Annotated in this window: 21 protein-coding genes; 14 read left to right on the top strand and 7 right to left on the bottom strand. The window is 31.5% G+C overall.

The window, feature by feature from the left end:
• Positions 1-2: 2 nt before the first annotated feature.
• On the top strand, positions 3-1391 hold the full coding sequence (locus G0Q09_RS08490) for an HTTM domain-containing protein (RefSeq protein ID WP_114999246.1): 1389 nt from the start codon (positions 3-5) through the stop codon (positions 1389-1391).
• Between the two features lie 42 nt (positions 1392-1433).
• On the top strand, positions 1434-1937 hold the full coding sequence (locus G0Q09_RS08485) for a DUF2314 domain-containing protein (protein WP_219034560.1): 504 nt from the start codon (positions 1434-1436) through the stop codon (positions 1935-1937).
• Positions 1938-2012: 75 nt separating this feature from the next.
• On the opposite strand, the gene G0Q09_RS08480 is transcribed toward G0Q09_RS08485, so the two are convergent.
• Positions 2013-4145, bottom strand: a complete 2133-nt coding sequence (locus G0Q09_RS08480; RefSeq protein ID WP_219034559.1) for a Tex family protein — start codon at positions 4143-4145, stop codon at positions 2013-2015.
• A gap of 364 nt (positions 4146-4509) precedes the next feature.
• Between G0Q09_RS08480 and G0Q09_RS08475 the strand changes: the two genes are divergently transcribed.
• Together G0Q09_RS08475 and G0Q09_RS08470 are read left to right on the top strand one after the other, a co-directional pair.
• Positions 4510-4932 (top strand): acyl-CoA thioesterase, encoded by a 423-nt coding sequence (locus G0Q09_RS08475; RefSeq protein WP_038333857.1) that lies wholly within the window; start codon positions 4510-4512, stop codon positions 4930-4932.
• A 54-nt stretch (positions 4933-4986) separates the two neighbouring features.
• Positions 4987-6192, top strand: coding sequence for an RsmB/NOP family class I SAM-dependent RNA methyltransferase (locus G0Q09_RS08470; protein WP_038333863.1), 1206 nt, complete (start codon positions 4987-4989; stop codon positions 6190-6192).
• 63 nt (positions 6193-6255) lie between these two features.
• On the opposite strand, the gene G0Q09_RS08465 is transcribed toward G0Q09_RS08470, so the two are convergent.
• Complete coding sequence (locus G0Q09_RS08465; protein ID WP_219034558.1) at positions 6256-8409, bottom strand: OmpA family protein; 2154 nt, start codon at positions 8407-8409, stop codon at positions 6256-6258.
• Between the two features lie 289 nt (positions 8410-8698).
• Between G0Q09_RS08465 and G0Q09_RS08460 the strand changes: the two genes are divergently transcribed.
• The 3 genes from G0Q09_RS08460 (at position 8699) to mnmA (ending at position 12305) form a co-directional block, all read left to right on the top strand.
• Entirely contained in the window at positions 8699-9565 is an 867-nt protein-coding gene (locus G0Q09_RS08460; RefSeq protein ID WP_125350158.1) for a cupin-like domain-containing protein, read from the top strand.
• A 165-nt stretch (positions 9566-9730) separates the two neighbouring features.
• Positions 9731-11047: a Na+/H+ antiporter NhaC family protein gene (locus G0Q09_RS08455; RefSeq protein ID WP_219034557.1), complete on the top strand. Its 1317-nt coding sequence runs from the start codon at positions 9731-9733 to the stop codon at positions 11045-11047.
• 64 nt (positions 11048-11111) lie between these two features.
• Positions 11112-12305: a tRNA 2-thiouridine(34) synthase MnmA gene (mnmA, locus tag G0Q09_RS08450; protein ID WP_219034556.1), complete on the top strand. Its 1194-nt coding sequence runs from the start codon at positions 11112-11114 to the stop codon at positions 12303-12305.
• 184 nt (positions 12306-12489) lie between these two features.
• On the opposite strand, the gene G0Q09_RS08445 is transcribed toward mnmA, so the two are convergent.
• Positions 12490-13143: a CDGSH iron-sulfur domain-containing protein gene (locus tag G0Q09_RS08445; protein WP_219034555.1), complete on the bottom strand. Its 654-nt coding sequence runs from the start codon at positions 13141-13143 to the stop codon at positions 12490-12492.
• A gap of 161 nt (positions 13144-13304) precedes the next feature.
• Between G0Q09_RS08445 and G0Q09_RS08440 the strand changes: the two genes are divergently transcribed.
• Positions 13305-13784, top strand: coding sequence for a GNAT family N-acetyltransferase (locus tag G0Q09_RS08440; RefSeq protein ID WP_219034554.1), 480 nt, complete (start codon positions 13305-13307; stop codon positions 13782-13784).
• Positions 13785-13839: 55 nt separating this feature from the next.
• On the opposite strand, the gene G0Q09_RS08435 is transcribed toward G0Q09_RS08440, so the two are convergent.
• A complete protein-coding gene (locus tag G0Q09_RS08435) occupies positions 13840-14052 on the bottom strand; it encodes a DUF2071 domain-containing protein (protein WP_257468136.1) in 213 nt (70 codons plus the stop codon).
• 223 nt (positions 14053-14275) lie between these two features.
• On the opposite strand from G0Q09_RS08435, the gene G0Q09_RS08430 reads away from it, so the two are divergent.
• Positions 14276-15310: an alpha/beta hydrolase gene (locus G0Q09_RS08430; protein ID WP_219034553.1), complete on the top strand. Its 1035-nt coding sequence runs from the start codon at positions 14276-14278 to the stop codon at positions 15308-15310.
• 43 nt (positions 15311-15353) lie between these two features.
• Here G0Q09_RS08430 and G0Q09_RS08425 read toward each other — a convergent pair whose 3' ends face one another.
• Positions 15354-15845: a metallophosphoesterase family protein gene (locus G0Q09_RS08425; protein WP_219034552.1), complete on the bottom strand. Its 492-nt coding sequence runs from the start codon at positions 15843-15845 to the stop codon at positions 15354-15356.
• A 34-nt stretch (positions 15846-15879) separates the two neighbouring features.
• On the opposite strand from G0Q09_RS08425, the gene truA reads away from it, so the two are divergent.
• The 4 genes from truA to G0Q09_RS08405 all read left to right on the top strand — a co-directional run bounded on the left by truA (position 15880) and on the right by G0Q09_RS08405 (position 19961).
• Positions 15880-16635 (top strand): tRNA pseudouridine(38-40) synthase TruA, encoded by a 756-nt coding sequence (truA, locus tag G0Q09_RS08420; protein WP_219034551.1) that lies wholly within the window; start codon positions 15880-15882, stop codon positions 16633-16635.
• Complete coding sequence (locus G0Q09_RS08415; RefSeq protein ID WP_257468134.1) at positions 16622-18382, top strand: ABC transporter ATP-binding protein; 1761 nt, start codon at positions 16622-16624, stop codon at positions 18380-18382. Before truA ends, G0Q09_RS08415 begins: the two co-directional genes overlap by 14 nt.
• A 76-nt stretch (positions 18383-18458) precedes the next feature.
• Positions 18459-18875, top strand: a complete 417-nt coding sequence (locus tag G0Q09_RS08410; RefSeq protein WP_219034549.1) for a hypothetical protein — start codon at positions 18459-18461, stop codon at positions 18873-18875.
• 135 nt (positions 18876-19010) lie between these two features.
• The gene (locus tag G0Q09_RS08405) at positions 19011-19961 is read left to right on the top strand and encodes a LysR substrate-binding domain-containing protein (protein ID WP_038333906.1); all 951 of its coding nucleotides are present in this window, start codon (positions 19011-19013) and stop codon (positions 19959-19961) included.
• 61 nt (positions 19962-20022) lie between these two features.
• Here the strand turns inward: G0Q09_RS08405 and G0Q09_RS08400 are convergent, their stop codons facing one another.
• Positions 20023-21141: a calcium:cation antiporter gene (locus tag G0Q09_RS08400; protein WP_180906021.1), complete on the bottom strand. Its 1119-nt coding sequence runs from the start codon at positions 21139-21141 to the stop codon at positions 20023-20025.
• 196 nt (positions 21142-21337) lie between these two features.
• Here G0Q09_RS08400 and G0Q09_RS08395 point away from each other — a divergent pair, with 196 nt between their 5' ends.
• Positions 21338-21649, top strand: a complete 312-nt coding sequence (locus G0Q09_RS08395) for a DUF3817 domain-containing protein (RefSeq protein WP_038333915.1) — start codon at positions 21338-21340, stop codon at positions 21647-21649.
• 33 nt (positions 21650-21682) lie between these two features.
• On the opposite strand, the gene G0Q09_RS08390 is transcribed toward G0Q09_RS08395, so the two are convergent.
• Entirely contained in the window at positions 21683-21988 is a 306-nt protein-coding gene (locus G0Q09_RS08390) for a helix-turn-helix domain-containing protein (protein WP_219034548.1), read from the bottom strand.
• Positions 21989-22374: the final 386 nt, after the last annotated feature.

Below are 22374 nucleotides of genomic sequence, written 5' to 3'. Positions count from 1 at the left end.
TCATGTTTAGCGAATATTTATTCCGAAAAGTTGATAATTCTCCACTTGTAATTTTCCGAATAATCTTTGGTTTATTAATTGTTGCAGAATGTTGGGGAGCCATTTTTACAGGTTGGGTACAAACAAATTTTGTTGAACCGCACATTACATTTTCGTTCATCGGATTCGAGTGGACAAATGTTTTCTTGGGACAAAATATGATTTATTTGTACGTGCTCATGGGAATTTTAGGCTGGTTTATCGTGTTTGGATTTGCTTATCGATTTTCAATTATCGTATTTTCTATTTTATGGTCGTTGACGTATTTCATGCAAAAAACAAGCTACAACAACCATTATTATCTGTTTATGCTAGTTTCGTGGATGATGACGATAATTCCTGCGCATCATTTCTTTTCGATTGATAGTTTAATTTTTCCGAAAATAAAACGTCTAACCATGCGCAATTGGGTACCAACTTTATTTATTATCCAGTTATTGATTGTGTATGTTTTTGCGGCTTTTGCAAAGATTTATCCAGATTGGTTTAACGGTGTTTTTCTACAAATGAAATTCCACGAATATGGCGATTTATTAACAACAAAATATAATTTGATTGGATTAGGAAAAGTTGTAAGTAGTTTAGAGTTTGCACAAGTTTTTGCTTGGGGCGGATTCTTTTTCGATTTATTGATTATTCCTGCAATGTTGATGAACAGAACGCGTGGAATTGCTTTCAAATGTGCTGTAGCCTTTCATATTTTCAATTCTGCAGTTTTCGGGATTGGAATATTTCCTTTCTTTGCTTTGGCAATGTTAATTTTCTTTTATGATCCCGTTAAGATTCAGGAAGTTGTTTTTCCTAAAAAATCATTTATGATGGATCGTTCAGATGATGATAATTTATTGACAACTCGTCGTGTCATGTTCTCTTATTTGATGTTTTTCTACGTAGTTTGGCAAATATATTTACCTGTTCGCCATTACTTTATTCCCGGAAATGTTTTTTGGACAGAGGAAGGTCATCGCATGGCTTGGCGAATGATGTTGCGTAACAAAGCGGGTGAAGTTGTGGTATATGTTTCGAAACCAGATCCACAGAAAAAAGGTAAATTCTTGAAACGCGAGAAAGTAGATTTGACAAAATATCTAACCTTCAAACAAATGTCAAAAATGGCGGTTAGCCCAGATATGATGTGGCAATTTGCACGTTATGTAAAATATGATTATGCGAAAAATGGTGTGAAAGATGTCAAAGTTTTTGTGGATGCAAAAGTTTCTGTCAATGGTAGCGATTATTATCAATTTACAAATCCAAATTACAATTTAGCTTATACAACTTGGAGTTATTTTGGTCATCAAAAATGGATTCAGCCAACACCAAAAGAGTTGAATTTATCTTATTTTGAATAAATTTATGTAACTTTATAGGACAACAATCAAAGAAATACAATTATGAAATATACATTATTCGCAATAGCTTTTTCGGTTTTATTATTTTCTTGTGGTAACAAAGAAAATGCTGGAGTAGAAGCTTATAAAGGTTTGGATAAGCAAAAGCAAGAACAAAAAGATTTGGATAGTATTGGGAAGGAAGCGCAACAAACGTTTGATGATTTCAAATTGGCGTTGTCGATGAAAGATACAACGACAACTAATTTTATTGTCAAACAAATGTATGATATTCCGAATGCGACACAAAAAGAGCATATTTGGATTCGTGATGTATATTCGGACAACGATCAATTAAAAGGAATTGTGGACAACGTACCTCAATACACAAAATTGGTTAAACACAATGATACAATTGTGATAGATCCAACTAAATTATCAGATTGGATGTATTATAAAGGTGATAAAATGATTGGTGGATTTACAATAAAATATATGCGTAGTAAAATGACTGATGCGCAGAAAAAAGAGTTTGATAAACAATATAAAGTAAAATTTGAGGATTAATTTCTGCTCAGAAAATAATAAAATCAAAAAGGCAATCTTTCGTTAGATTGCCTTTTAATTTTGAAATTATTTTCCTTAATCAATCAAAGACAATTGAATTTTACGTTTTTCTGTATCAATTCCAATTACGGTTACTTCAATTTGTTGACTCAAATGCACTTTTGAATTTACATCTGAAATAAATTCATTCGAAATTTTAGAAATATGAATCAAACCATTTTCTTTAATTCCTATATCTACAAAACAACCAAAATTAGTAATATTGTTGATAATTCCAGGAACTTTCATGCCCAATTGCAAATCTTCGAATTTCTTTAATCGTTGATCGAAACTAAAAACTTTGGCTGTAGAACGCGGATCTAAACCAGGTTTTTCGAGTTCCTTTTTAATATCTTCTAAAGTTGGTAAACCTACTTTTTCGGTAATATATTTGGTTAAATCAAGTTGATTAATCAATTCTTTATTTTGAATCAAATCTTTCAAATCAACTTTCAAATCTTTCGCCATTTTCTCTACAAGAGCATACGATTCTGGGTGAACAGCAGAATTATCTAACGGATTTTTTGCATTTGGAATTCGTAAAAAAGCAGAAGCTTGTAAGAATGCTTTTTCACCCAAACGAGGAACTTTTAGTAACTCTTTTCTCGAATTAAATGCACCATTTTCGCTTCGATATTCTACAATATTTTCAGCCATTTTTTCACCAATTCCTGCAACATAATTTAGTAAATGTTTGCTTGCTGTGTTCAGATTTACACCAACTTTGTTTACACAGAAAGAAACAACATCATCCAACTCATTTTTCAATAAAGTTTGATCGACATCATGTTGATACTGACCAACTCCAATCGATTTTGGCTCTATTTTTACTAATTCTGCCAAAGGATCTTGTAAACGGCGGCCTATAGAAACAGCACCGCGAACGGTAACATCTTTATCCGGAAATTCGTCGCGCGCAATTTTAGAAGCCGAATAAACCGAAGCACCAGCTTCATTTACAACAAAAACTTTTAGTGGACGATCAAATGCAATATTCTGAACCAAATTTTCAGTCTCGCGAGAAGCTGTTCCATTTCCTATCGAAATTGCATCGACATTATAAGCATTGATAAGCGATTTTAGTTTTTTGATGGCTTGTGTTTTTTCATTTTGAGGCGCATGCGGATAGATGTTTTCGTTGTGCAACAAATCACCTTGCTCATCTAATACAACCACTTTACATCCCGATTTGTAACCAGGATCTATCGCTAAAATTCGTTTTTCTCCCAGAGGTGGCGCCAAAAGCAATTGATTTAAGTTTTTCGAAAAAACATTTATTGATGTTTCATCTGCTTTTTGTTTTGCTTCTTTCAACACTTCATTTGAGATTGAAGGAGCTAAAAGTCGTTTGTAAGCATCTTTTATAGCTTCCTCAATAACCCAAGAAACTTCTGGTTGAATAGATTTGATCAACGTGTATTCAAGAAATTTGAAGGCTTCTTTTTTATCAATTGATACATTTACTTTCAAAAAACCTTCATTTTCGCCGCGTAAAATAGCCAATAATCGGTGAGAAGCAATTTTTTTCAATAATTCTTCGTATTCAAAATAGTTCGAGTATTTAGCCGAATCTTCATCATCTATTTTAGATTTTACTAGTTTACTTTCAATCAAAGCAGATTTTCTGAAAATATCTCGCAATCGATGACGTACATATTCATTTTCATTGATCCATTCTGCAATAATATCTTGTACACCTGCAAAAGCATCTTCGATACTTGTCACATCTTCATTTAGATATTTTTTTGCTAAATCATCCAAATCAGGAATATTATTTTGCTTCATGATGATTTTTGCCAAAGGCTCTAAACCTTTTTCTTTTGCAATGGTTGCACGTGTTTTTTTCTTCTTTTTATAAGGAAGATATAAATCTTCTAATTGAACCAAATCAAAACTTTTCTGAATACGTTGTTGTAATTCATTGCTCAATTGATTCTGCTCTTCCAATGTTTTTAAAATAAATTCTTTTCGAGAAACAATTTCATTGTATTGATTTTGCAGTTTTTTTATAGCAGAAATTTGAACTTCATCAAGATTTCCTGTGACCTCTTTTCTATATCTCGCAATAAAGGGTATGGTATTATCTTCATTCAAACAATTTACTGTATTGTTGATTGATTTTTCTGAAATAGAATTAAGATGTTGATGAATGTATTGAATCAAATTCATGTTAAAAGTTTGGCCTTGCAAATTACTATTTTTCACAAATATAAAAAATAGCATGTTTTATTTATACAGGTCGTATTTAATAGAGTATTTTTTTATATAATAATCTAAATATTTAGAGTTTTTTATATCAGTCTTATTTTAAATAAAAAAGAATAATAAAAAATTTCTAAAAAGTTTTGGTATTTATTAAATTATTTCTAAATTTGACCATAGGTAGTAGAGAGTAAGATTGATTTTTTTTAATGTTAAATTTATACTTACTAGTGTAAGTTTTTTTTAAAATCAATTGGGTTTAAGCTGAGGAGCTTAAACCCGTTTTTTTTTTTATACAACTTTCTTATCTTTGAGCAAAGATATCTACAAAATGGCTCGTATAAAATTAGATTTTTTAGACAAATTTTTATTTTCAACAATAATACCAGTACGCATAACTGATCTCAATTATGGAAATCATTTGGCAAACGATAAAGTATTGTCCATTATACATGAATCGCGAATTCAGTTTTTTCAACATTATGGCTATTCGGAATTAGATTTTGGAGGTGTAAGCGTGATTATGGGTGATGTTGCGATTGAGTATAAAAATCAAGCTTTTTATGGCGATGAATTGTTGATTGAGATTGGTGTGCAAGATTTTTCGCGTGTTAGTTTTGATGTAATCTATAAAATTTCTACAAAAGATAAATTAATTGCAAAAGCGAAAACAGGAATTGTGACCTTCGATTATCAGCAAAATAAAGTGGTTGAGGTTCCTCAAAAGATAAAAGATCTTTTTGAAGTTGTATAATCTTATAAATTAATTACGCTAATCATTTAAGTCTTTGTAAATTTGCACCGAGTTATGAAGATTTTACCATATAAAAATTTATTTGTCGGAATTACCGACACATTGCAACAAATTTTCTTCGAAGGAAAATATGCAGATAAAGAAGTTGAGCGAACATTGAAATCGAATAAGCAATGGGGAGCGCGCGATCGTGCTTTTATTGCCGAAACGGTTTACGATTTAGTTCGTTGGAAACGTTTGGTTGAAGGGGCAATGAGCCGTCCGCTTTCTCCTGATACAATTTGGGAGTTTGTTGGAACTTGGTTTGCTTTAGATCCAGAGCAAACGTTACCAAAATGGGAAGAATTTCAAAAAATCTATCCAAAAGAAGTCTTGAAAAGACATCACAATTCGTCTAAAAATATTGCGGTTGCAGAATCGTATCCAGATTGGATGTTCGAGTTAGGAGAGAAGTCGTTGGGAAATCGTTGGTTAGATGAAGTGCATGCAATGAACTCGCAAGCACCAACAGTTTTACGTGTGAATTCCTTGAAAACAGACCGTAAAACATTACAAAAAGCGTTGAAGGAGCGTAGAATAAAAACGAAAGTTTTATCGAAATATCAAGATGCTTTAGAGCTAGAAGAGAAAACAAATATTTTCCGTACAGATGAATTTCAGAATGGTTGGTTCGAAGTTCAAGATGCAGGATCGCAATTGATTGCGCCGTATTTACGTGTTCAACCAGGAATGCGTGTGGTAGATGCTTGTGCTGGTGCTGGAGGAAAAACATTGCATTTAGCTGCTTTGATGGAAAACAAAGGGCAAATTATTGCAATGGATTTGTACGATTGGAAATTGAAAGAATTGAAACGCCGTGCAAAACGTAACAATGTTCAGAATGTACAAACAAAGGTGATTGAAGCAAAAACAATCAAGCGTATGGAGAATTCTGCTGATCGCTTATTGATTGATGCACCTTGTTCTGGAATGGGAGTTTTGAAACGTAATCCTGATGCAAAATGGAAATTAAGACCAGAATTTATTGACGAAATATTAGCAACACAAGAAAAAATATTAGCTGATTATTCTAAAATCATTAAAGTTGGAGGAATGATGGTTTATGCAACTTGTTCTATTTTACCACAAGAAAATGAGCAGCAAGTAGAAAAATTCTTGAAGAATAATCCAAATTATAAAATGGTTTCAGATAAAATGCATTATCCATCTCAAACTAATTATGATGGATTCTACATGGCTTTGATTGAAAGAATTTCTTAAGCTGTTAATTATTATAAGATACAAAAGACTAAGTGAAAGCTTGGTCTTTTTTTGTTACAATAATTATTTTATCTTAAATCTAACTCGTCTATTCTCAAAATTTTTCCAATCAATACAATTTGCAGCAGGATTACATTCTTTGTGTTTCAAGTCTGAAAAGCCTTTAGCGGAAATTGAAAATCGATTTTTATTTAGACCTTTTTCTACCAAATAATTCAACACAGCGTTTGCTCTTCGTTGTGATAAATCTATATTGTAAGATTCTGTTCCAACCGCATCTGTATGACCTTCGATAACAAAATGATGTGATGGATTTCGTTTCATAATTGCAACAACTTCATCCAATTTTGGATAATCAATAGCTCTGATTTCAGCTTTATCAAAATCAAATTCGACGGTTTCCATTAAATAATTTGAATAATCTTGAACATAATTTCCAATCTTTTTATCACTCAAATTATTTTCAGGACAGCCATTTCCAAAACGATTTCCTTTTATATACGGACATTCATCTTCGATATCCATCACGCCATCGCCATCTGTATCATAATCATTGTTGTAATTTTCTATATTTCCTTTCTGGATCAATAAATTATAAGGTGTTGAAATATTGAATTCAGTTCCAATTTTCTCAATTTCTTTTCGATATCGTCCATCTTTTTTGCACATTTCACCGCAACGTTCCTCATCTTTTAAGAGATAATCAATTTTTTGTTTTGCCCAATAAAACTTAATTGCTTCGGTAAATTCACTTGGATTTGGTTGTTTGATTTCAAAATTTTGAGTGAAATTTTGGTTCGATTGATTACCAATAATTTCTATTTTTTTTGGATAACGACGATTACAATCGCGTGAAACAAAATTGACAGAATTTTGAGCTAAATACGTATTGAAATTCTTCGGAAACGTTTCGTTGAGGTTGATTTGGGATGATTGAACTTTAAGATGATAAATAGAAGAATTCAAAACAGCTTGCTGAAATTGTGTTATTTTCTGATTCAATTCTCTTGGTTCATTGACCGTAATCGGAAGCGTTCCTGTTGCCAAACTAATAAAATTCATCGCATGATAATCCAATTCTTTTCCAATTCCTAATGTTATAAATTGTGTGTCTTTTGCATAATTTCGGAGTGAATTGTAAACCGTTTCATTCAAATTTATCGCTCCATCAGAAATAATTGCAATGATTCGTTTATAATTTTTATCAAAAGGATTTTTCTGAATTTGCTCTATTGCTTCATCCAATAATTTTTCGCCAGTTCCACTCAAAGAATTAATTTTTTCTAAAGCTAAATTGATGTTTTCTTTCGTTGGAAATTGAGAAGAATTAAAAATTAATTCATTTTTCGTAGAATAAACCAACACATTAAATTTATCTGTTTCGTTTAGATTTGGAAGAAGTTGATTCATCAATTTTTTGGAAGTTTCAATTGGTTGATTCATCATAGAACCAGAAGCATCCAAAACGAACAAAAATTCTCGTGGAGCATTATATTTAGAAGGATTATTTGCAGGTTCAATTGTTCCTAAAATATAATCGCAACCATTTTCAGTAAACGTTTCAATTCCGGTTTGTAGTTCATTTTTTGTATAAGCATATTGAAGAGTTGGAATCTTTTTATCGGAATTTTTTGAAACATAATTTCGATCATCTTCCTTTGAAAACTTTAAATCAGAAACAATTTTTGAAATCGGGAAATTTCCAGAAAGATGAATATTTGAATTTATGTTTTTCGGAAAACCATTCAATTGATTGTTCCAACGATGAATTTGCGTAAAAGATTCTGTTCGTTTGACGATAAATTCTGGAAACGAAACTTGATAATTAAAACTATTTTCTTCAACAATTTTCGAAACTTTTAGCTGAATTTTTAGTATAGTATTCGCAGGAATTTTTCCTAAATCTAATTGTAAAACTTGATTGTTTTGTTGATTTTTAAAAATAGTTGAAGCATCAATATTTTTTAACTCTTTTCGAATATCTACAATCGATTTGGATTGAATTTCGAAAACTTTATCATTTACAAAAGCTTTTAATTCGTACACATTTTGAGAAGCTTGATAAGGATAAATAAATTTAGCCGAAATATCTTCCGAAGAATTGTTCTGAAAAGTAAAATTATGACTCAAATTTCCCAATAAATGATGAAAATTATAGTCATTTTCGAGAGAAATTGCTTCTATTTTTTCATAATCGTCCTCATCTTTAAGTTCCAAATACGGAAAAATTTGCTGTGCACAACAAAACGTATTCAGTAGAATAAAAAAAATGGAAAAAAATAGATTTTTTGTGTTCAACGAATCGATTTTAAAAATTCAATGTAAAGATAATGAAAGAATTGATGTATTTTCTATCATCAGTTATAGTAAAGTTCAATGTATATTTAATAAATTATCAAATCAGAAATAATTATTAAATCATATTTAAAAAAGATTGGTTTAATAATTGCTTCTTTCAGATTTAACAAAAAAGTTAAGTAAATTTGCACTTTATTTTACATAAAAGATGAATTTTAATTTCACAGAAGTTGAAAGAGTAGAAAGTATTTCTGCAAAAGATTTTCAGAAATATTACGTTAAACCTCAAAAACCAGTTGTAGTAGAGCGAATTACAGAGGATTGGCCTGCGTACGAAAAGTGGAATTTTGAGTATATAAAACAAGTTGCAGGCAACAAGGTTGTCCCTTTATACAATAATGATCCGGTTGATTATACGAAGAAAGTAAATGAACCAGTAGCAAAGATGAAAATGTCTGAATATGTAGATTTGTTGCAAAGTGAGCCGACAGATTTGCGTATATTTTTGTACAATTTGATGAGTCAAGTTCCGCAATTGCAACAAGATTATAAAATGCCAGATTTGGGTTTGAATCTTTTCAAATCGATGCCAATGTTATTTTTTGGAGGTGAAGGATCGAATGTTTTTATGCATTATGATATCGATTTAGCGAATATTTTGCATTTCCATTTTGCAGGAAAAAAACGTTGTATTATTGTTCCGCCAAAGGATTCGAAATACATGTACAAAATTCCGCATTCGGTAATTTGTAGAGAAGATATTGATTTTGATAATCCTGATTTTGATAAATGGCCAGCGCTGAAAAATATAAATCCGATGGTTGCAGACCTAAAACACGGAGAAATGCTTTATATGCCAGAAGGTTGGTGGCATTATATGAAATATTTGACGCCAGGTTTTTCGATGAGTTTGCGTTCGTTGGCACATAAACCAAAAAATTTGTCCGAAGCGATTTATAACATATTTTTGATGCGTACATACGATAATGTGATGCGAAAAATAAAAGGTAAAACTTGGATTGAAGAAAAAAATGAGCGCGCAATTACACAAACAAATAAATTAATTGCGAAATAAAAATACAGTTTTTAGAAAATTTTTCTAAATGAAGGAATATCTTTCGAAAGATGTTCCTTTTTTTATTCTACTGTCCTAAAAACTTATAAATCAATAAATATTTGATTTTCATGTTTTAAAATTTCGATAGATATTTGCAGAATATTTTTCTGAATTTTTAGTAATATGATCATAAAAAAAGGAAATTTTTGGGCTTTATTGCCTTTAATCATTTTCATACTTGTCTATTTTTCGGCATCTATTTATCTGAACGATTTTTATTCTGTTCCAGCATTGGTTGTTTTCATGTTAGCATTAGTAATTGCATTTGTTCAATTCCCTAAGGTTTCATTTCATACGAAAGCCGAGGCTTTTTGTAAGAATGCGGGTGAAGAAACCATTATGTTGATGATTTTAATTTTTCTTCTCGCTGGAGCGTTTGGAAGTTTAGGATCTACAATTGGTGCTGTAGAATCAACAGTGAATTTATTTTTGAATTATCTTCCTTCTTCCTTTATTGTAGCAGGTTTCTTTTTGTTATCTTGTTTTATTGCGACGGCTTTGGGAACATCGGTTGGAACAATTGTAACTGTTGCGCCGATTGCAGTGCAAATGGATAAAATGATTCCAGGTTCTATGCCAATTTTGTTAGGAGCAGTAGTTGGTGGAGCGATGTTTGGCGATAATTTATCATTTATTTCTGATACAACAATTGCTGCAACACGTACGCAAGAAGTGAGCATGAAATCTAAATTTAAAACTAATTTTCGAATAGTAGTTCCAGCAGCTATTGTTTCGACGATTATATATTTTTCACTTTCTCAACATTTTGACACAACCAATTTCCAAGGAAAACAGTTAGATTTTGACTTGATTTTAATCTTACCTTATCTATTAGTTTTTGGACTAGCAATGTCTGGAATTAATGTGATTTGGGCTTTAATTGTAGGAATTCTTTCGTTTCTTGGAATTGGTTTGTTCTATTCTGGTGTTCCTTTACTAGACTTAGTTTCTTCTATTAATGAAGGTTTTAAAGGAATGTTTGAGTTGAGTATTATTTGTTTAATTATTGGTGGAATTGTTGGAATTATTCGTTTGAATGGCGGATTAGATTTTATCATTTATCATCTAACCAAAAATATTAAAACAAAACGTCAGGCTGAGATGAGTATTGCGTCGCTTACAGCTTTGGCGAATGCTTGTTTGGCAAATAACACAATTACAATTTTGATTTGTGGTAAAATTGCAAAAGATATTTCTGATCATCATGATTTAGAGGGAAAACGTGTGGCAAGTATTTTGGATACGGTTTCGTGTTTTGTACAAGGAATCTTACCTTATGGTGCGCAAGTTTTGGCAGCGGTTGCAGCTGCAAATACAATTTCAAGTGCAACAAAGGTTTCTTCGGTTGATGTGTTATCTAACTTATATTATCCATTTTTAACTGGAATTTGTACGCTTATTTTTATCTTATTTTTTCAGCCAAAATCATTCAAAAAATAGATTGATGTATGATATTCATTCGTCGAATATTATTTTATAACTTTGTAGACTGAAATTTTTTAAGATGAAAAGAGTTGTCGTAGGACTTTCTGGAGGAGTAGATTCAAGTGTTACAGCCTATTTGCTAAAAGAGCAAGGCTATGATGTGATCGGATTATTTATGCGTAATTGGAACGATGCATCGGTAACGTTGGAAGATGAATGCCCATGGATAGAAGATAGTGCAGACGCTTTGTTGGTAGCTAAAAAATTAGATATTCCTTTTCAGGTAATTGATATGTCTGATTCGTACAAAGAACGTATTGTAGATTATATGTTCAATGAATACGAGCAAGGAAGAACACCAAATCCTGATGTGTTGTGTAACCGAGAAATTAAGTTCGATTTGTTTTTGAAAACAGCTTTAGAACTTGGTGCAGATTATGTAGCAACAGGGCATTATGCACGAAAAACTTCTACAATTGATGAAAATGGAAAAGAGATTTTTCAATTGTTAAAAGGTAACGATAACAATAAAGATCAATCGTATTTCTTGTGTCAATTGTCGCAAGATCAATTAAGCAAAGCATTATTCCCAATTGGAGATATAGAAAAACCAGAAGTAAGAAGAATTGCGCAAGAGCAAGGCTTGGTTACAGCGAATAAGAAAGATTCGCAAGGTTTATGTTTTATTGGAAAAGTTAGTTTACCTGAATTTTTGCAACAACAATTAAAACCAAAAGAAGGTGTAATTGTAGAAATAGCCAAAGATTGGAACGGATATAAAAGAGAAATTCCAACTTTTGAAAATAAATATGAAGCATTAGATTTCGAAGCAAAAGGTTTCTCATACAAACAAGAAGACGGAGATATTGTAGGTAAACATCAAGGCGCACATTATTTCACTCGCGGTCAACGAAAAGGATTGGGAGTTGGAGGAAAAGTAGAACCTTTGTTTATTATTGATACAGATGTAGAGACTAATGTTATTTACACAGGTCAAGGCGCTGATCATTCAGGTTTATTGAAGAAAGCATTGTTTATAAAAGAAGAGGAAGTACATTGGGTTCGCGAAGATTTAACTTTGAAAACCGACGAAACAATGGAAGTGATGGCGCGTATTCGTTACCGCCAACCTTTGCAAAGAGCAATTTTACACAAAGCTGAAAACGGAATGTATGTTGAATTTGAAAACCCTCAATCTGCAATCACAGAAGGTCAATTCTGTGCTTGGTATGTTGAAGACGAACTTTTAGGCTCTGGTGTAATTAATAATTAAAAAATATAAACATCATTATTATATTGAACGCTCAAGATTTTCTTGAGCGTTTTATGTTAATATCATTTATAAAAAAAAATCCTTTTACTTTTTGTTGCTTTGGTAAACCATCTTGAAATCTCATCTAAGCATGTGTTCCATCACAAAAAGACTAATTAAAAGATTGTCCACAACGGCAAATTGTTTATCGATTTCCCACTTCGTAATATTCGCCATTCGCACTTTTTAGCGGAATTCCTCCCCATAACGCATAAGGACCGCTCAAATCATTCGCAACATCTTCAATAATTCCAATAGAAGCTGAGGTGTTATCGTTTTCAATTGGTTGATTATTTTCATCCCAAACAATCAATCGTCCAGAAGGACAATGATGCGCCATTTCAATACTCAAATTAACAGAGTTGTGTGTGGAATCTTGGACTTGATTCCAAATACGTTTTCCATTATCACAAAATCGAGCAAAAGCACATAATTTCTCGTCATCAGTAAGTGAAATAACAGGTTCTTCTATAACTTCTGCAGTTAATAATTCGGGATTAAAAGTTGCTCTTTCAGTTAAATCAACATTATTTTCTGCTGCTTTTTTATGCGAACCATCACAATAAGGTTTGTGTTGAGATAATCCACAACGGCAAAGATAAGTTGTATCTTTTGCTTCAAATTTTTCTCCTTCTTGGTAATTGACAGAAATTCCTTGCTGATTTGGAATGATAAACTGCTGAACAATTTTAGGTTTTCCGTGCAAGATATAAGATCCATTTTCTGTGATTTCTATATAGATACCATCTGTATTTTGACTTGTTCCTATTTGAATATTTAACTTGTTTTGATCATCCATAATTGTAGATTTAGACTGATATTTACTACAATTTAAAAACTATTTTGGTTAGAATGAGTTTAAATTTTGTGCAGTAATTGACTATAATTTAATAGATAAAGGTTGTTGTTTTTACATAGGATTTAGAATGTTTTGATTACTTTTATTTGAAAATAATGATTATGCCAACAATTCAACTCAAACATACAGAAATTAAACATCACAATGCTTTGTTATATCATTTACCAGAAGATCAAATTTCTTTTACAGCCTTACCTAGCGAGACTTTTGAGCGTTTGAAATTACGCACAGATGGACATGCAAAACCAATTACAATTTTGTTAGATGATGAACCAATTGGTTTTTTTGTGTTAGACTATGGTGACGATAAATTGGAGATGACGAATAATACGAATTCGTTGTTGTTGCGTTCTTTATCAATAAACCCTGAGTTTCAAGGAAAAGGTTACGGAAAAATTTCGATGAGTTTGATGGATGATTTTGTAAAAGATAATTTTCCAACAATTGATGAATTGGTTTTAGCGGTTAATTTCAAAAATAAATCAGCATATGATTTGTATCTAAAAGTTGGTTATATAGATGATGGTTCTCAACGAGAATGGTTCAATGGAATGCAACATTTATTGAGAAAGAAAATTTAATTGTTAAACTTTATCCTTTTCCAAGCGACAACTTGCACACCTTCTGAATAATGCATTAAATCTGGTCTCGAATCGATGAAAAATAAATACCAGATTTTCCATTTTTTGTGAGATATGTTCTCAAATTAATTTTGTCAAAATCAGAAGTAGGAGAGAGTGCAGGTAAAAAACGAGGTCGAATTTTTTCCATTGTAAATGCGATAATTGAGACCCAATCAGAATCATTTATTTCATCAATTTCTAAATCTTTTGGAACTAATTCTCTCAAAATTTCTTTGTCAATTCTGTAATGAAAAAATAACGCTCTGTTCCATTCTTGATAATATTTCCATCGTTTTGTTGGGTCATTTCAACCACGATGATTTTTTTTCGGTTAGAATTTGTTTGATCGTATATTTCACTTAAAACCTTGTTAAACTTATGGTTGAAGGTGCAAAATCTATTGCGAAATAAAGAAAATTGTAGTTACTTCGCATACCAATTTTTATCATATGAAAAACTTGTTTTATATCTTCGTGATTAGTTTTTTAACGTCATGTGCAGCAATACATAATGTGCCAACTTCTCAGAATCCAAATAATTTTATTCAACCGAATACAACAAGTTCTTTTGTGGATCAAAACGGAAATTTTTACCCAGATAATTGGTTGAAATCGTATGGTAAACCTCCTAGAAATGCAAGTCGTAGAGATTATTCGTTGATGAAAATTGCGACTGAAAACAACTTTCAAAATCAATTAACTTCTTATGAAAGTTTGCGTTTAAAAAATATCGAAAAAAGAGTTAAAAATAAGAAACGTGTCATCATTTTTGTGCATGGAATTGATAATGATTATTTGTTTAGCCTGAAAAATTACAATAAAGCCAAAACTTATATGAATATTAATTCTTCGAATGATGAGGTGATTAATTTTTATTGGGATGGATTGGTGAACGAGAGTCTTTTTGGTACTGCAAAAGTTTGGGTAAGTGCAACGACAAATAGCCAAATGGCGGGTGTTTTCGGGCTTCGTAGAATTTTGAATGTCATTCATAACAAAGACGTTTATTTGATTTCGCATAGTCGTGGCGCATCGGTTGTTTTGAGCTCGTTGGTGAATCCTTCGTTGCGTGAAAGTGAGATAAAACGTGCTGAAACTGCGCATCATGTCGATTTTACGAATGCAGAAACTTTGTTAGAAAATAATAATAAAATTTACAGCATTATGTTGGCACCTGCGATTGGAAAAGTTGATTTCACATTGGATAATAATCAATTAAAAACCTTTACACCTCAGTTAAAACGCATGCATATCACGATAAATAATACGGATTATGTATTAGGGAAAGGAAAGATTGGGGTTTTATCTCGAAGCTTGATTGCGACAGATTTTGGTTACAAAAAAGATTTATATGATGAACTTTCTAAAAATTATACATTCTTAGAAGAAACAGATTTTTCTGGACAAGATTCGCACGAATTTAGAGAATATATCACTAATTCGAAGTTTGTTACTATTCTGAAAGAATTCAAGTTGGCGAAATAAAGCGAAATGCGAACTTCGAATCTCGAAATGCGAGATTCGAAAATCATTTCTTAAATTCAATCACTTCCAAATTTTCAATTTTTCCTTTATTCAACTCAAACCGTAACATTGTACGAACTTTCTGAAAACCGTGTTTACCAACTGCGCCAGGGTTCATGTGAATTAACCCTAATTGTTTATCAGGCATTACTTTTAGAATGTGTGAATGTCCACAAATAAATAATTTTGGAGGATTTTCTGTGATTTCTTTTCGAATTGCAGGATTATATTTTCCTGGATAACCGCCAATATGCGTAATCCAAACATCAACACCTTCCAACGTAAATCTGTTGTTGAGCGGGAATTCTGCGCGAGCTTTATTATCATCAATATTTCCATAGACAGCCCGCAAAGGTTTTATTTCAGCTAATTTATCAGTTACAGAAATATCGCCAATATCTCCAGCATGCCAAATTTCGTCTGCTTGTTGCGCATATTCCAAAATTCTATCGTCGATATAAGAATGCGTGTCCGAAAGTAAAAGAATTTTCTTCAAAAGGTTGTATTTTTGTTGCTCAAATTTACAACAATTGCGATATTTTTTAGAATTAGCATACAACGGGAAAAATTATTTTGGTTATCAAATTCAACCCAATCAAATTTCGGTTCAAGAAGTTATTGAAGATAGATTGTCTAAAATCTTAAGAAAAGAAATTTCGATTGTCGGAGCAGGGCGTACAGATTCTGGTGTTCATGCGAAAAAGATGTTTATTCATTTTGATTATGAAGATGAATTATCGGTTGATTTAATCAAAAAATTAAATTCTTTTTTACCAAAAGACATCGCTGCTTATCGTTTATTTTTGATGGATGATGAAGCGCATGCGCGTTTTGATGCGACTTCGCGTTCGTACAATTATTTTATTTCACCTTTCAAAGATCCTTTTGCGTTTGATAGTGCTTGGATTTTTAATCGAGAATTGGATATTGAAAAAATGAATGAAGCAGCAAAATTGTTAATTAAGCAAGGAGATTTCGGAAGTTTTGCTAAATTACATACCGATGTGAAAACAAATATTTGTGATGTGAGAGAGGCTTTTTGGCGCAAAAATGAAAACGGACAATTGGTTTTTCAAATCACTGCCGATCGTTTTTTACGAAATATGGTGCGCGCAATTGTTGGAACATTGGTTGAAGTTGGATTAGGAAGAATTTCTATTCACGATTTTGAAGAAATTATTGAACAAAAACAACGTTCTTCGGCAGGAGCTTCGGCACCAGCGCAAGGATTGTATTTGGTAGATGTTCAATATCCAAAAGAATTATTTAAAAATGAGTTCAAATAACGAGAATACATCGTTTGATTTTAATGGATTAAAACGTGTTTTACAAATCGGAGCACAAAGCAAAGTGATGTTTTGGTCGGTGGTTTTTGTAGCGGTTTTTAGTGCGTGTTTTTCTGTTTATCGTCCGTATTTAACGGGAAATATCATCGATGATTATATTCAGACAAAAGATTTGCCAGGGCTTCAAATGCAAATCGTGAAACTATCTTTGGTATTAGTTTTCGAAGGAATTTTGTCCTTTTTTATGGTTTATTTAGCGAATGTTGTTGCACAGCGAGTTATCCGTTTGTTGCGCGTTCGTTTGTATAATCATTTGATCAAATTCAAGCTTGGTTATTTCGATAAAACGCCAAATGGAGTTTTGGTAACGCGTTCAGTTTCTGATATCGAAACGATTGCTGAGGTTTTCAATGATGGAATTTTAGTGATGTTAGGCGATGTATTGAAAATCGTTTTCATCGTTTTTGTGATGTATTGGATGAACTGGGTTTTGGCAACAGTTGTGATTGTGATTCTTCCGTTGATGATGATTATTACACGATTATTCCAAAAAGCATTGAAAAATGTTTATCAAGAAGAACGTACAATTGTGGCGAAGTTGAATACGTTTGTGCAAGAACGATTAACTGGAATGAATATTATTCAGGTTTTTAATCGTCAGCAAGCAGAATATGACAAATTCGTTTCGATTAATAATGATTTAAAGAAAAATTATCTAAAAACAGTTTTCTATTTTTCATTAATGTTTCCTGTTGTCGATATTATTTCGGCTTTAGCAACGGGAAGTTTGATTTGGTTTGGAGGACTTAGAACTGCTGTTTATGGAGATGTTTCTGTCGGTGATTTGATTGCTTTTACACAATATGTTACGTTGTTAACTGCGCCAATGCGTGCAATTGCAGAGCGTTTCAATACCATTCAGCGTGGTTTGGTAGGAGCGGATCGTGTGTTCAAAATTATTGATGATGATCAAACGTTGCCAGATAATGGAACAATAAAGTTGGATCATGTAAAAGGTAAAATCGATTTTGAAAATGTGAAGTTTTCTTATGTTCCGAATAATTTGGTGTTGAAAGGAATTTCTTTTTCGACAAAACCAGGTGAAAAAATTGCAATTGTAGGAGCAACAGGTGCTGGAAAATCTACTATAATTAATTTATTGAGTCGTTTTTATGACATCGATTCTGGAACAATTAAAATAGACGATGTAAATATCCATGATATGGAATTGAAGAATTTACGTCTACACGTTGCAGTTGTTTTGCAGGATGTTTTCTTGTTTAATACAACGATTTATGACAATATTGTTTTAGGTAATAAAGATATTTCGTTGGAAGAAGTCCAAAATGCTGCGAAAATTATTGGAATTGATAATTTTATCATGTCACTACCAAAAGGCTATTACAGTGAGGTAAGCGAGCGTGGTTCGACACTTTCTGTAGGTCAACGTCAATTGATTTCGTTTTTGAGAGCATATATTTATAATCCAGAGATTTTGGTGTTGGACGAGGCAACGTCTTCTATTGATACAGAGTCGGAAGAATTGATACAAAAAGCAACGGATAAGCTAACACAAGGTAGAACTTCTATCATTATTGCACATCGTTTGGCGACGATTCAAAATGCAAATAAAATTATTGTGATGGATAATGGAATGATTGTTGAGCAAGGCACACATAGCGAATTGTTGGCTCAGAAAGGTTATTATGCCAATTTATATGAAGTCCAATTCTCGAAAGAAAATTAAAAATTTAACAGAAATAAATCGTTAGATTTGTTTATATTCAACAATCAATAATATTAACTTTAAAACTCTAATTAAAATGAAAAAATTATTTTTAGCCGCTGCAGTATTAGGTGTGGTTTCTTTATCTTCTTGTAAATCTGAAAAAGAAAAAGTAGATGCAAAAGTAGAAAACACACAAGAAAATGTAGCAAATACAGTAGAAGACCAAGTAGAAGCTGGTAAAGAGACAATGGATAAAATTGCTGATGTAGCAAAAGATTTACCAACTTTCTCTGATCCAAAAATTACTGAATTTGTTGGAAAATACAACAAATGGGCTGCTGACATGAAATTAGCTGCAACTGCTGGTGATGCAAATAAATTAGCTGAATTGACAAAACAATCAGTAGATTTTCAAAAAGAATTACAAGGTTTTACTCAAACTTTGAAACCAGAAGATGCTAAAAAATTACAAGATTGGACAGCTGAAATTCAGAAACAATTAAACAAATAATTAAATTTATATTTAATGATAAGCTCGAATTTATTCGGGCTTTTTTTATGGATTAAATTATGATTTAAGATATAGATTGATAATATAATAATGTATATCTTTATCACAAAAATTTATAGATATCAATTTTTATATATGACATTAGTACAATTACAATATGTGCTGGCAGTGGCTGAGCATAAGAACTTTACAATTGCTGCTGATAAATCCTTTGTAACTCAACCAACATTGAGTATGCAGATTCAGAAATTGGAAAAAGAATTGAATATTGATATTTTCGATAGAACATCGCATCCAATCAAAATCACTCAAATTGGAGAGAAAATTGTTGCGCAAGCAAAAACAATTTTAATGGAAGCTAACCGTATGAAACACTTGGTAAACGAAGAAAAAGGTTTATTAGAAGGTGATTTCATTATTGGTGTTATTCCTACTGTTTTACCTTCTTTGGTACCATTATTTTATAAAACATTTCAGAAAAATAATCCGAAATCAAATCTTATTATCAAAGAATTGCAAACGGATAAAATTATAAAAGGAATAAAAGATGGTTCGTTGGATTTTGGAATTGTGGTTTCGCCACTTTTCGAGGATCAAATTATCGAAAAACCGCTTTATTATGAGCCATTGGTAGCTTATGTACCAAACGGGCATCGATTATCTGACAAAGATAAAATCAATGAAGATGATTTAAACACTTCTGATTTATTAATCTTGCAAGAAGGACATTGTTTCAGAAATAATGTGTTGGCTTTATGTGACACTTCTAATCTGAAAAATCGTCCGATTAAGTTAGATTCAGGAAGTTTTGAAGCTTTAGTTAAATTAGCAAACGATGGATACGGAATGACTTTGTTGCCTGCTTTGGTTGCAGATGATTTACCACAAGAATATAAAAAATTTGTCAAAAACTTTGAGTCGCCAGTTCCAACGCGAGAAGTTTCGTTGATTTTTCATCAATCTCAATTAAGAGATTCTTTCGAAAAAGAATTAATTAATACAATTCAAAGTATTTTGAGAGGAAAAATATTCTTAGAAAAAGATCAAAAATTAGATTCGAATATGGTTTCTTTACCTAAAAAATAACATAAAAAAAACGACTCAAAATTTAATTTTGAGTCGTTTTTTTTATGTCTTCAAATTTCCTTTAAGGAACTATTGTTGTAAATAAATATGTGGCAAAAAGTGTTAATAAGACAATTCCTTGCTGAATATTTGTTCGACCAGAATTTAATGATAAATAAACGGTGAACAAGGATAATACTAATAAGATAGATGACTTTGCATCTATTCCTAATGTGACTTCTAATCCTGTGAAATAACAAACAATTGCTACCGCAGGAATTGTTAAACCAATTGATGCTAAGGCCGAACCTAAAGCTAAGTTGAGACTTGTTTGTAAACGGTCTTGTTTTGCGGCTTTATATGCGGCTAAACCTTCTGGTAATAAGATAACTCCGGCAATTATAATTCCCACCAATGATTTTGGAGCGCCTAAATCCATCACAATTGTTTCGATGGTTGGCGATAATTTTTTTGATAACAAAACAACTGCACACAAAGCAACTAATAATAAAACCAAACTAGAAATTGTTGTAAGTAAATTTGGTTTTTCAACATGCAATTCTGATGTCACATTATCTTTGCTACTTTGTGGTAAGAAATAATCACGGTGACGAATGGTTTGGACAGAAATAAATCCGCCATATAAAATCAACGAAATAATTGCGACAAAAATTAATTGACTTGTCGAAAATTCTCCTCCTTTTTCTGAAGTTAAAAAATTAGGTAAAACTAAGGTTAATATAGATATTGCAACTAAAGTAATTAAAGCAGTTGAAACACCTTGTTTGATGAAATTTTGTTCTCTATAACGAACTCCTCCAGCCAATAAACAGATTCCGATAATTCCGGTAAGAATGATCATTACAGCAGCAAAAACGGTATCTCTTGCCAAAACAGAAGGGAAGCCGGTAGGTTCGGACATCATTAATGAAACAATTAGCGAAACTTCTATAACTGTAATAGCTAAAGCCAATATAATGGTTCCGAAAGGTTCTCCAACTTTATGCGCTACAACTTCTGCGTGATGTACAGCTGATAAAACGGCTGAAATTAAAATGATTCCTAAGACTCCAGAAAACCACATCTGACCTTTAAATCCTTCGGCTATAGTTAGTGAAAATATGGCAAGAATGGGACAGATGATTGTCCAATATGGTAAAGCTAAATTGAATTTTTTTGAAAGAAAATTATCTACATGCATTAATTATGAGGTTTTGGATTTTCACAAATTTAATAAATAATATTGATAATTATTATGTGTAATTATCATAAATAATAATAATTATAACATTTAATTATCATAAATATTAATAGTTATTTCAATAATTGAGTAAAAATAAACTTTTTAACTAATGATTATCATACCTCTACTATCAATAAACGATTAAATTTGCAAAATGTTAAACGTATCTGACGAAAAGTTAAAAAAATGGTTTAGCACATCATGTGTGTGGGAAACGATAAGTTGTACGCTCTTATTTTTGGTCGCAATGCCAATAAAATATCAATTCGATTATGTGTTGCCAATGCCATTTGCTGGTTGTTTTCATGGTTTTTGGTTTACAGCTTACTTGATTTTACTTTTTAGAGTTAGAAGAATATATAAATGGGACGACGAAGACTTTATCATTTATGTGATGTATGCATTTATTCCGTTTGCAACTTTAGCGGTACATAAAGTAATAAAAGAGGATAAAAATAATAGATAAATTAAAAAACGGTTTCTTTTAGAAACCGTTTTTTTAATACCCATATATTTTACGCCATTTAGCTACAGTGTTTCGACTGATTTTAAATTTATCAGCAGTATACGTATTGGTATAATTATTTTTTTGCTGAAATTTTAAAATTTCTAAAACAGAATTCAAATCATAAGATTTATGCTTTTGATTTTCGGCTGTTTTGTTAGCATTTAAGATTTCTGAAACTTTTATAACATCCAAGACATTCATATTCTTTTTTAACAATTTTTTTGTCTGTTCAGTTTTTTCAGGGAAATTACGTTTGATAATGTCTTGATAGATTTTTTGGTAGTTTGGTTTTTCCATAATGAGTAAGATTTAATTTTGTGGTAGGTATTTTTTTATCCAATTATGAATGGTATTTTTAGGGATATTGTATTCATTCGAAATTTTTTGAATTTTCTTTTTTTCTTCAGTGTATAAATTCTAAAAAAAATCATATTTCAACAACTTCGACCATTTAATAAATCGTCTATTTGTATGTCTTTACTTAGCGATTGAGTATTAATTTCTTTTTCAGAATAAGTTTTGAAGAAACCTTTGATACGGGATATATCAATTCCAAGTTCGTCGACTTTTTTTGATTAAATAACCCATGTGAATATCTTTCATAGGTAAGTAGGTTTTGAGTAATTGTAAATGTAGTAAATCGAAATCTGTATTTCTATTAATTTTCTCAAAAATAGAATGAT

This window comes from Empedobacter falsenii, from assembly GCF_019308355.1.
GTDB lineage: Bacteria > Bacteroidota > Bacteroidia > Flavobacteriales > Weeksellaceae > Empedobacter > Empedobacter falsenii_B.
Note: the sequence above shows the minus strand (reverse complement) of the source record. Positions and strands in the feature narration are given on the sequence as shown.

Bases quoted from the DNA above. Each gene is read 5' to 3' on its own strand.
- G0Q09_RS08490 (WP_114999246.1), top strand. From the start codon at position 3: ATGTTTAGCGAATATTTATTCCGAAAAGTTGATAATTCTCCACTTGTA.
- G0Q09_RS08485 (WP_219034560.1), top strand. From the start codon at position 1,434: ATGAAATATACATTATTCGCAATAGCTTTTTCGGTTTTATTATTTTCT.
- G0Q09_RS08480 (WP_219034559.1), bottom strand. From the start codon at position 4,145: ATGAATTTGATTCAATACATTCATCAACATCTTAATTCTATTTCAGAA.
- G0Q09_RS08475 (WP_038333857.1), top strand. From the start codon at position 4,510: ATGGCTCGTATAAAATTAGATTTTTTAGACAAATTTTTATTTTCAACA.
- G0Q09_RS08470 (WP_038333863.1), top strand. From the start codon at position 4,987: ATGAAGATTTTACCATATAAAAATTTATTTGTCGGAATTACCGACACA.
- G0Q09_RS08460 (WP_125350158.1), top strand. From the start codon at position 8,699: ATGAATTTTAATTTCACAGAAGTTGAAAGAGTAGAAAGTATTTCTGCA.
- G0Q09_RS08455 (WP_219034557.1), top strand. From the start codon at position 9,731: ATGATCATAAAAAAAGGAAATTTTTGGGCTTTATTGCCTTTAATCATT.
- mnmA (WP_219034556.1), top strand. From the start codon at position 11,112: ATGAAAAGAGTTGTCGTAGGACTTTCTGGAGGAGTAGATTCAAGTGTT.
- G0Q09_RS08445 (WP_219034555.1), bottom strand. From the start codon at position 13,143: ATGGATGATCAAAACAAGTTAAATATTCAAATAGGAACAAGTCAAAAT.
- G0Q09_RS08440 (WP_219034554.1), top strand. From the start codon at position 13,305: ATGCCAACAATTCAACTCAAACATACAGAAATTAAACATCACAATGCT.
- G0Q09_RS08430 (WP_219034553.1), top strand. From the start codon at position 14,276: ATGAAAAACTTGTTTTATATCTTCGTGATTAGTTTTTTAACGTCATGT.
- G0Q09_RS08415 (WP_257468134.1), top strand. From the start codon at position 16,622: ATGAGTTCAAATAACGAGAATACATCGTTTGATTTTAATGGATTAAAA.
- G0Q09_RS08410 (WP_219034549.1), top strand. From the start codon at position 18,459: ATGAAAAAATTATTTTTAGCCGCTGCAGTATTAGGTGTGGTTTCTTTA.
- G0Q09_RS08405 (WP_038333906.1), top strand. From the start codon at position 19,011: ATGACATTAGTACAATTACAATATGTGCTGGCAGTGGCTGAGCATAAG.
- G0Q09_RS08400 (WP_180906021.1), bottom strand. From the start codon at position 21,141: ATGCATGTAGATAATTTTCTTTCAAAAAAATTCAATTTAGCTTTACCA.
- G0Q09_RS08395 (WP_038333915.1), top strand. From the start codon at position 21,338: ATGTTAAACGTATCTGACGAAAAGTTAAAAAAATGGTTTAGCACATCA.
- G0Q09_RS08390 (WP_219034548.1), bottom strand. From the start codon at position 21,988: ATGGAAAAACCAAACTACCAAAAAATCTATCAAGACATTATCAAACGT.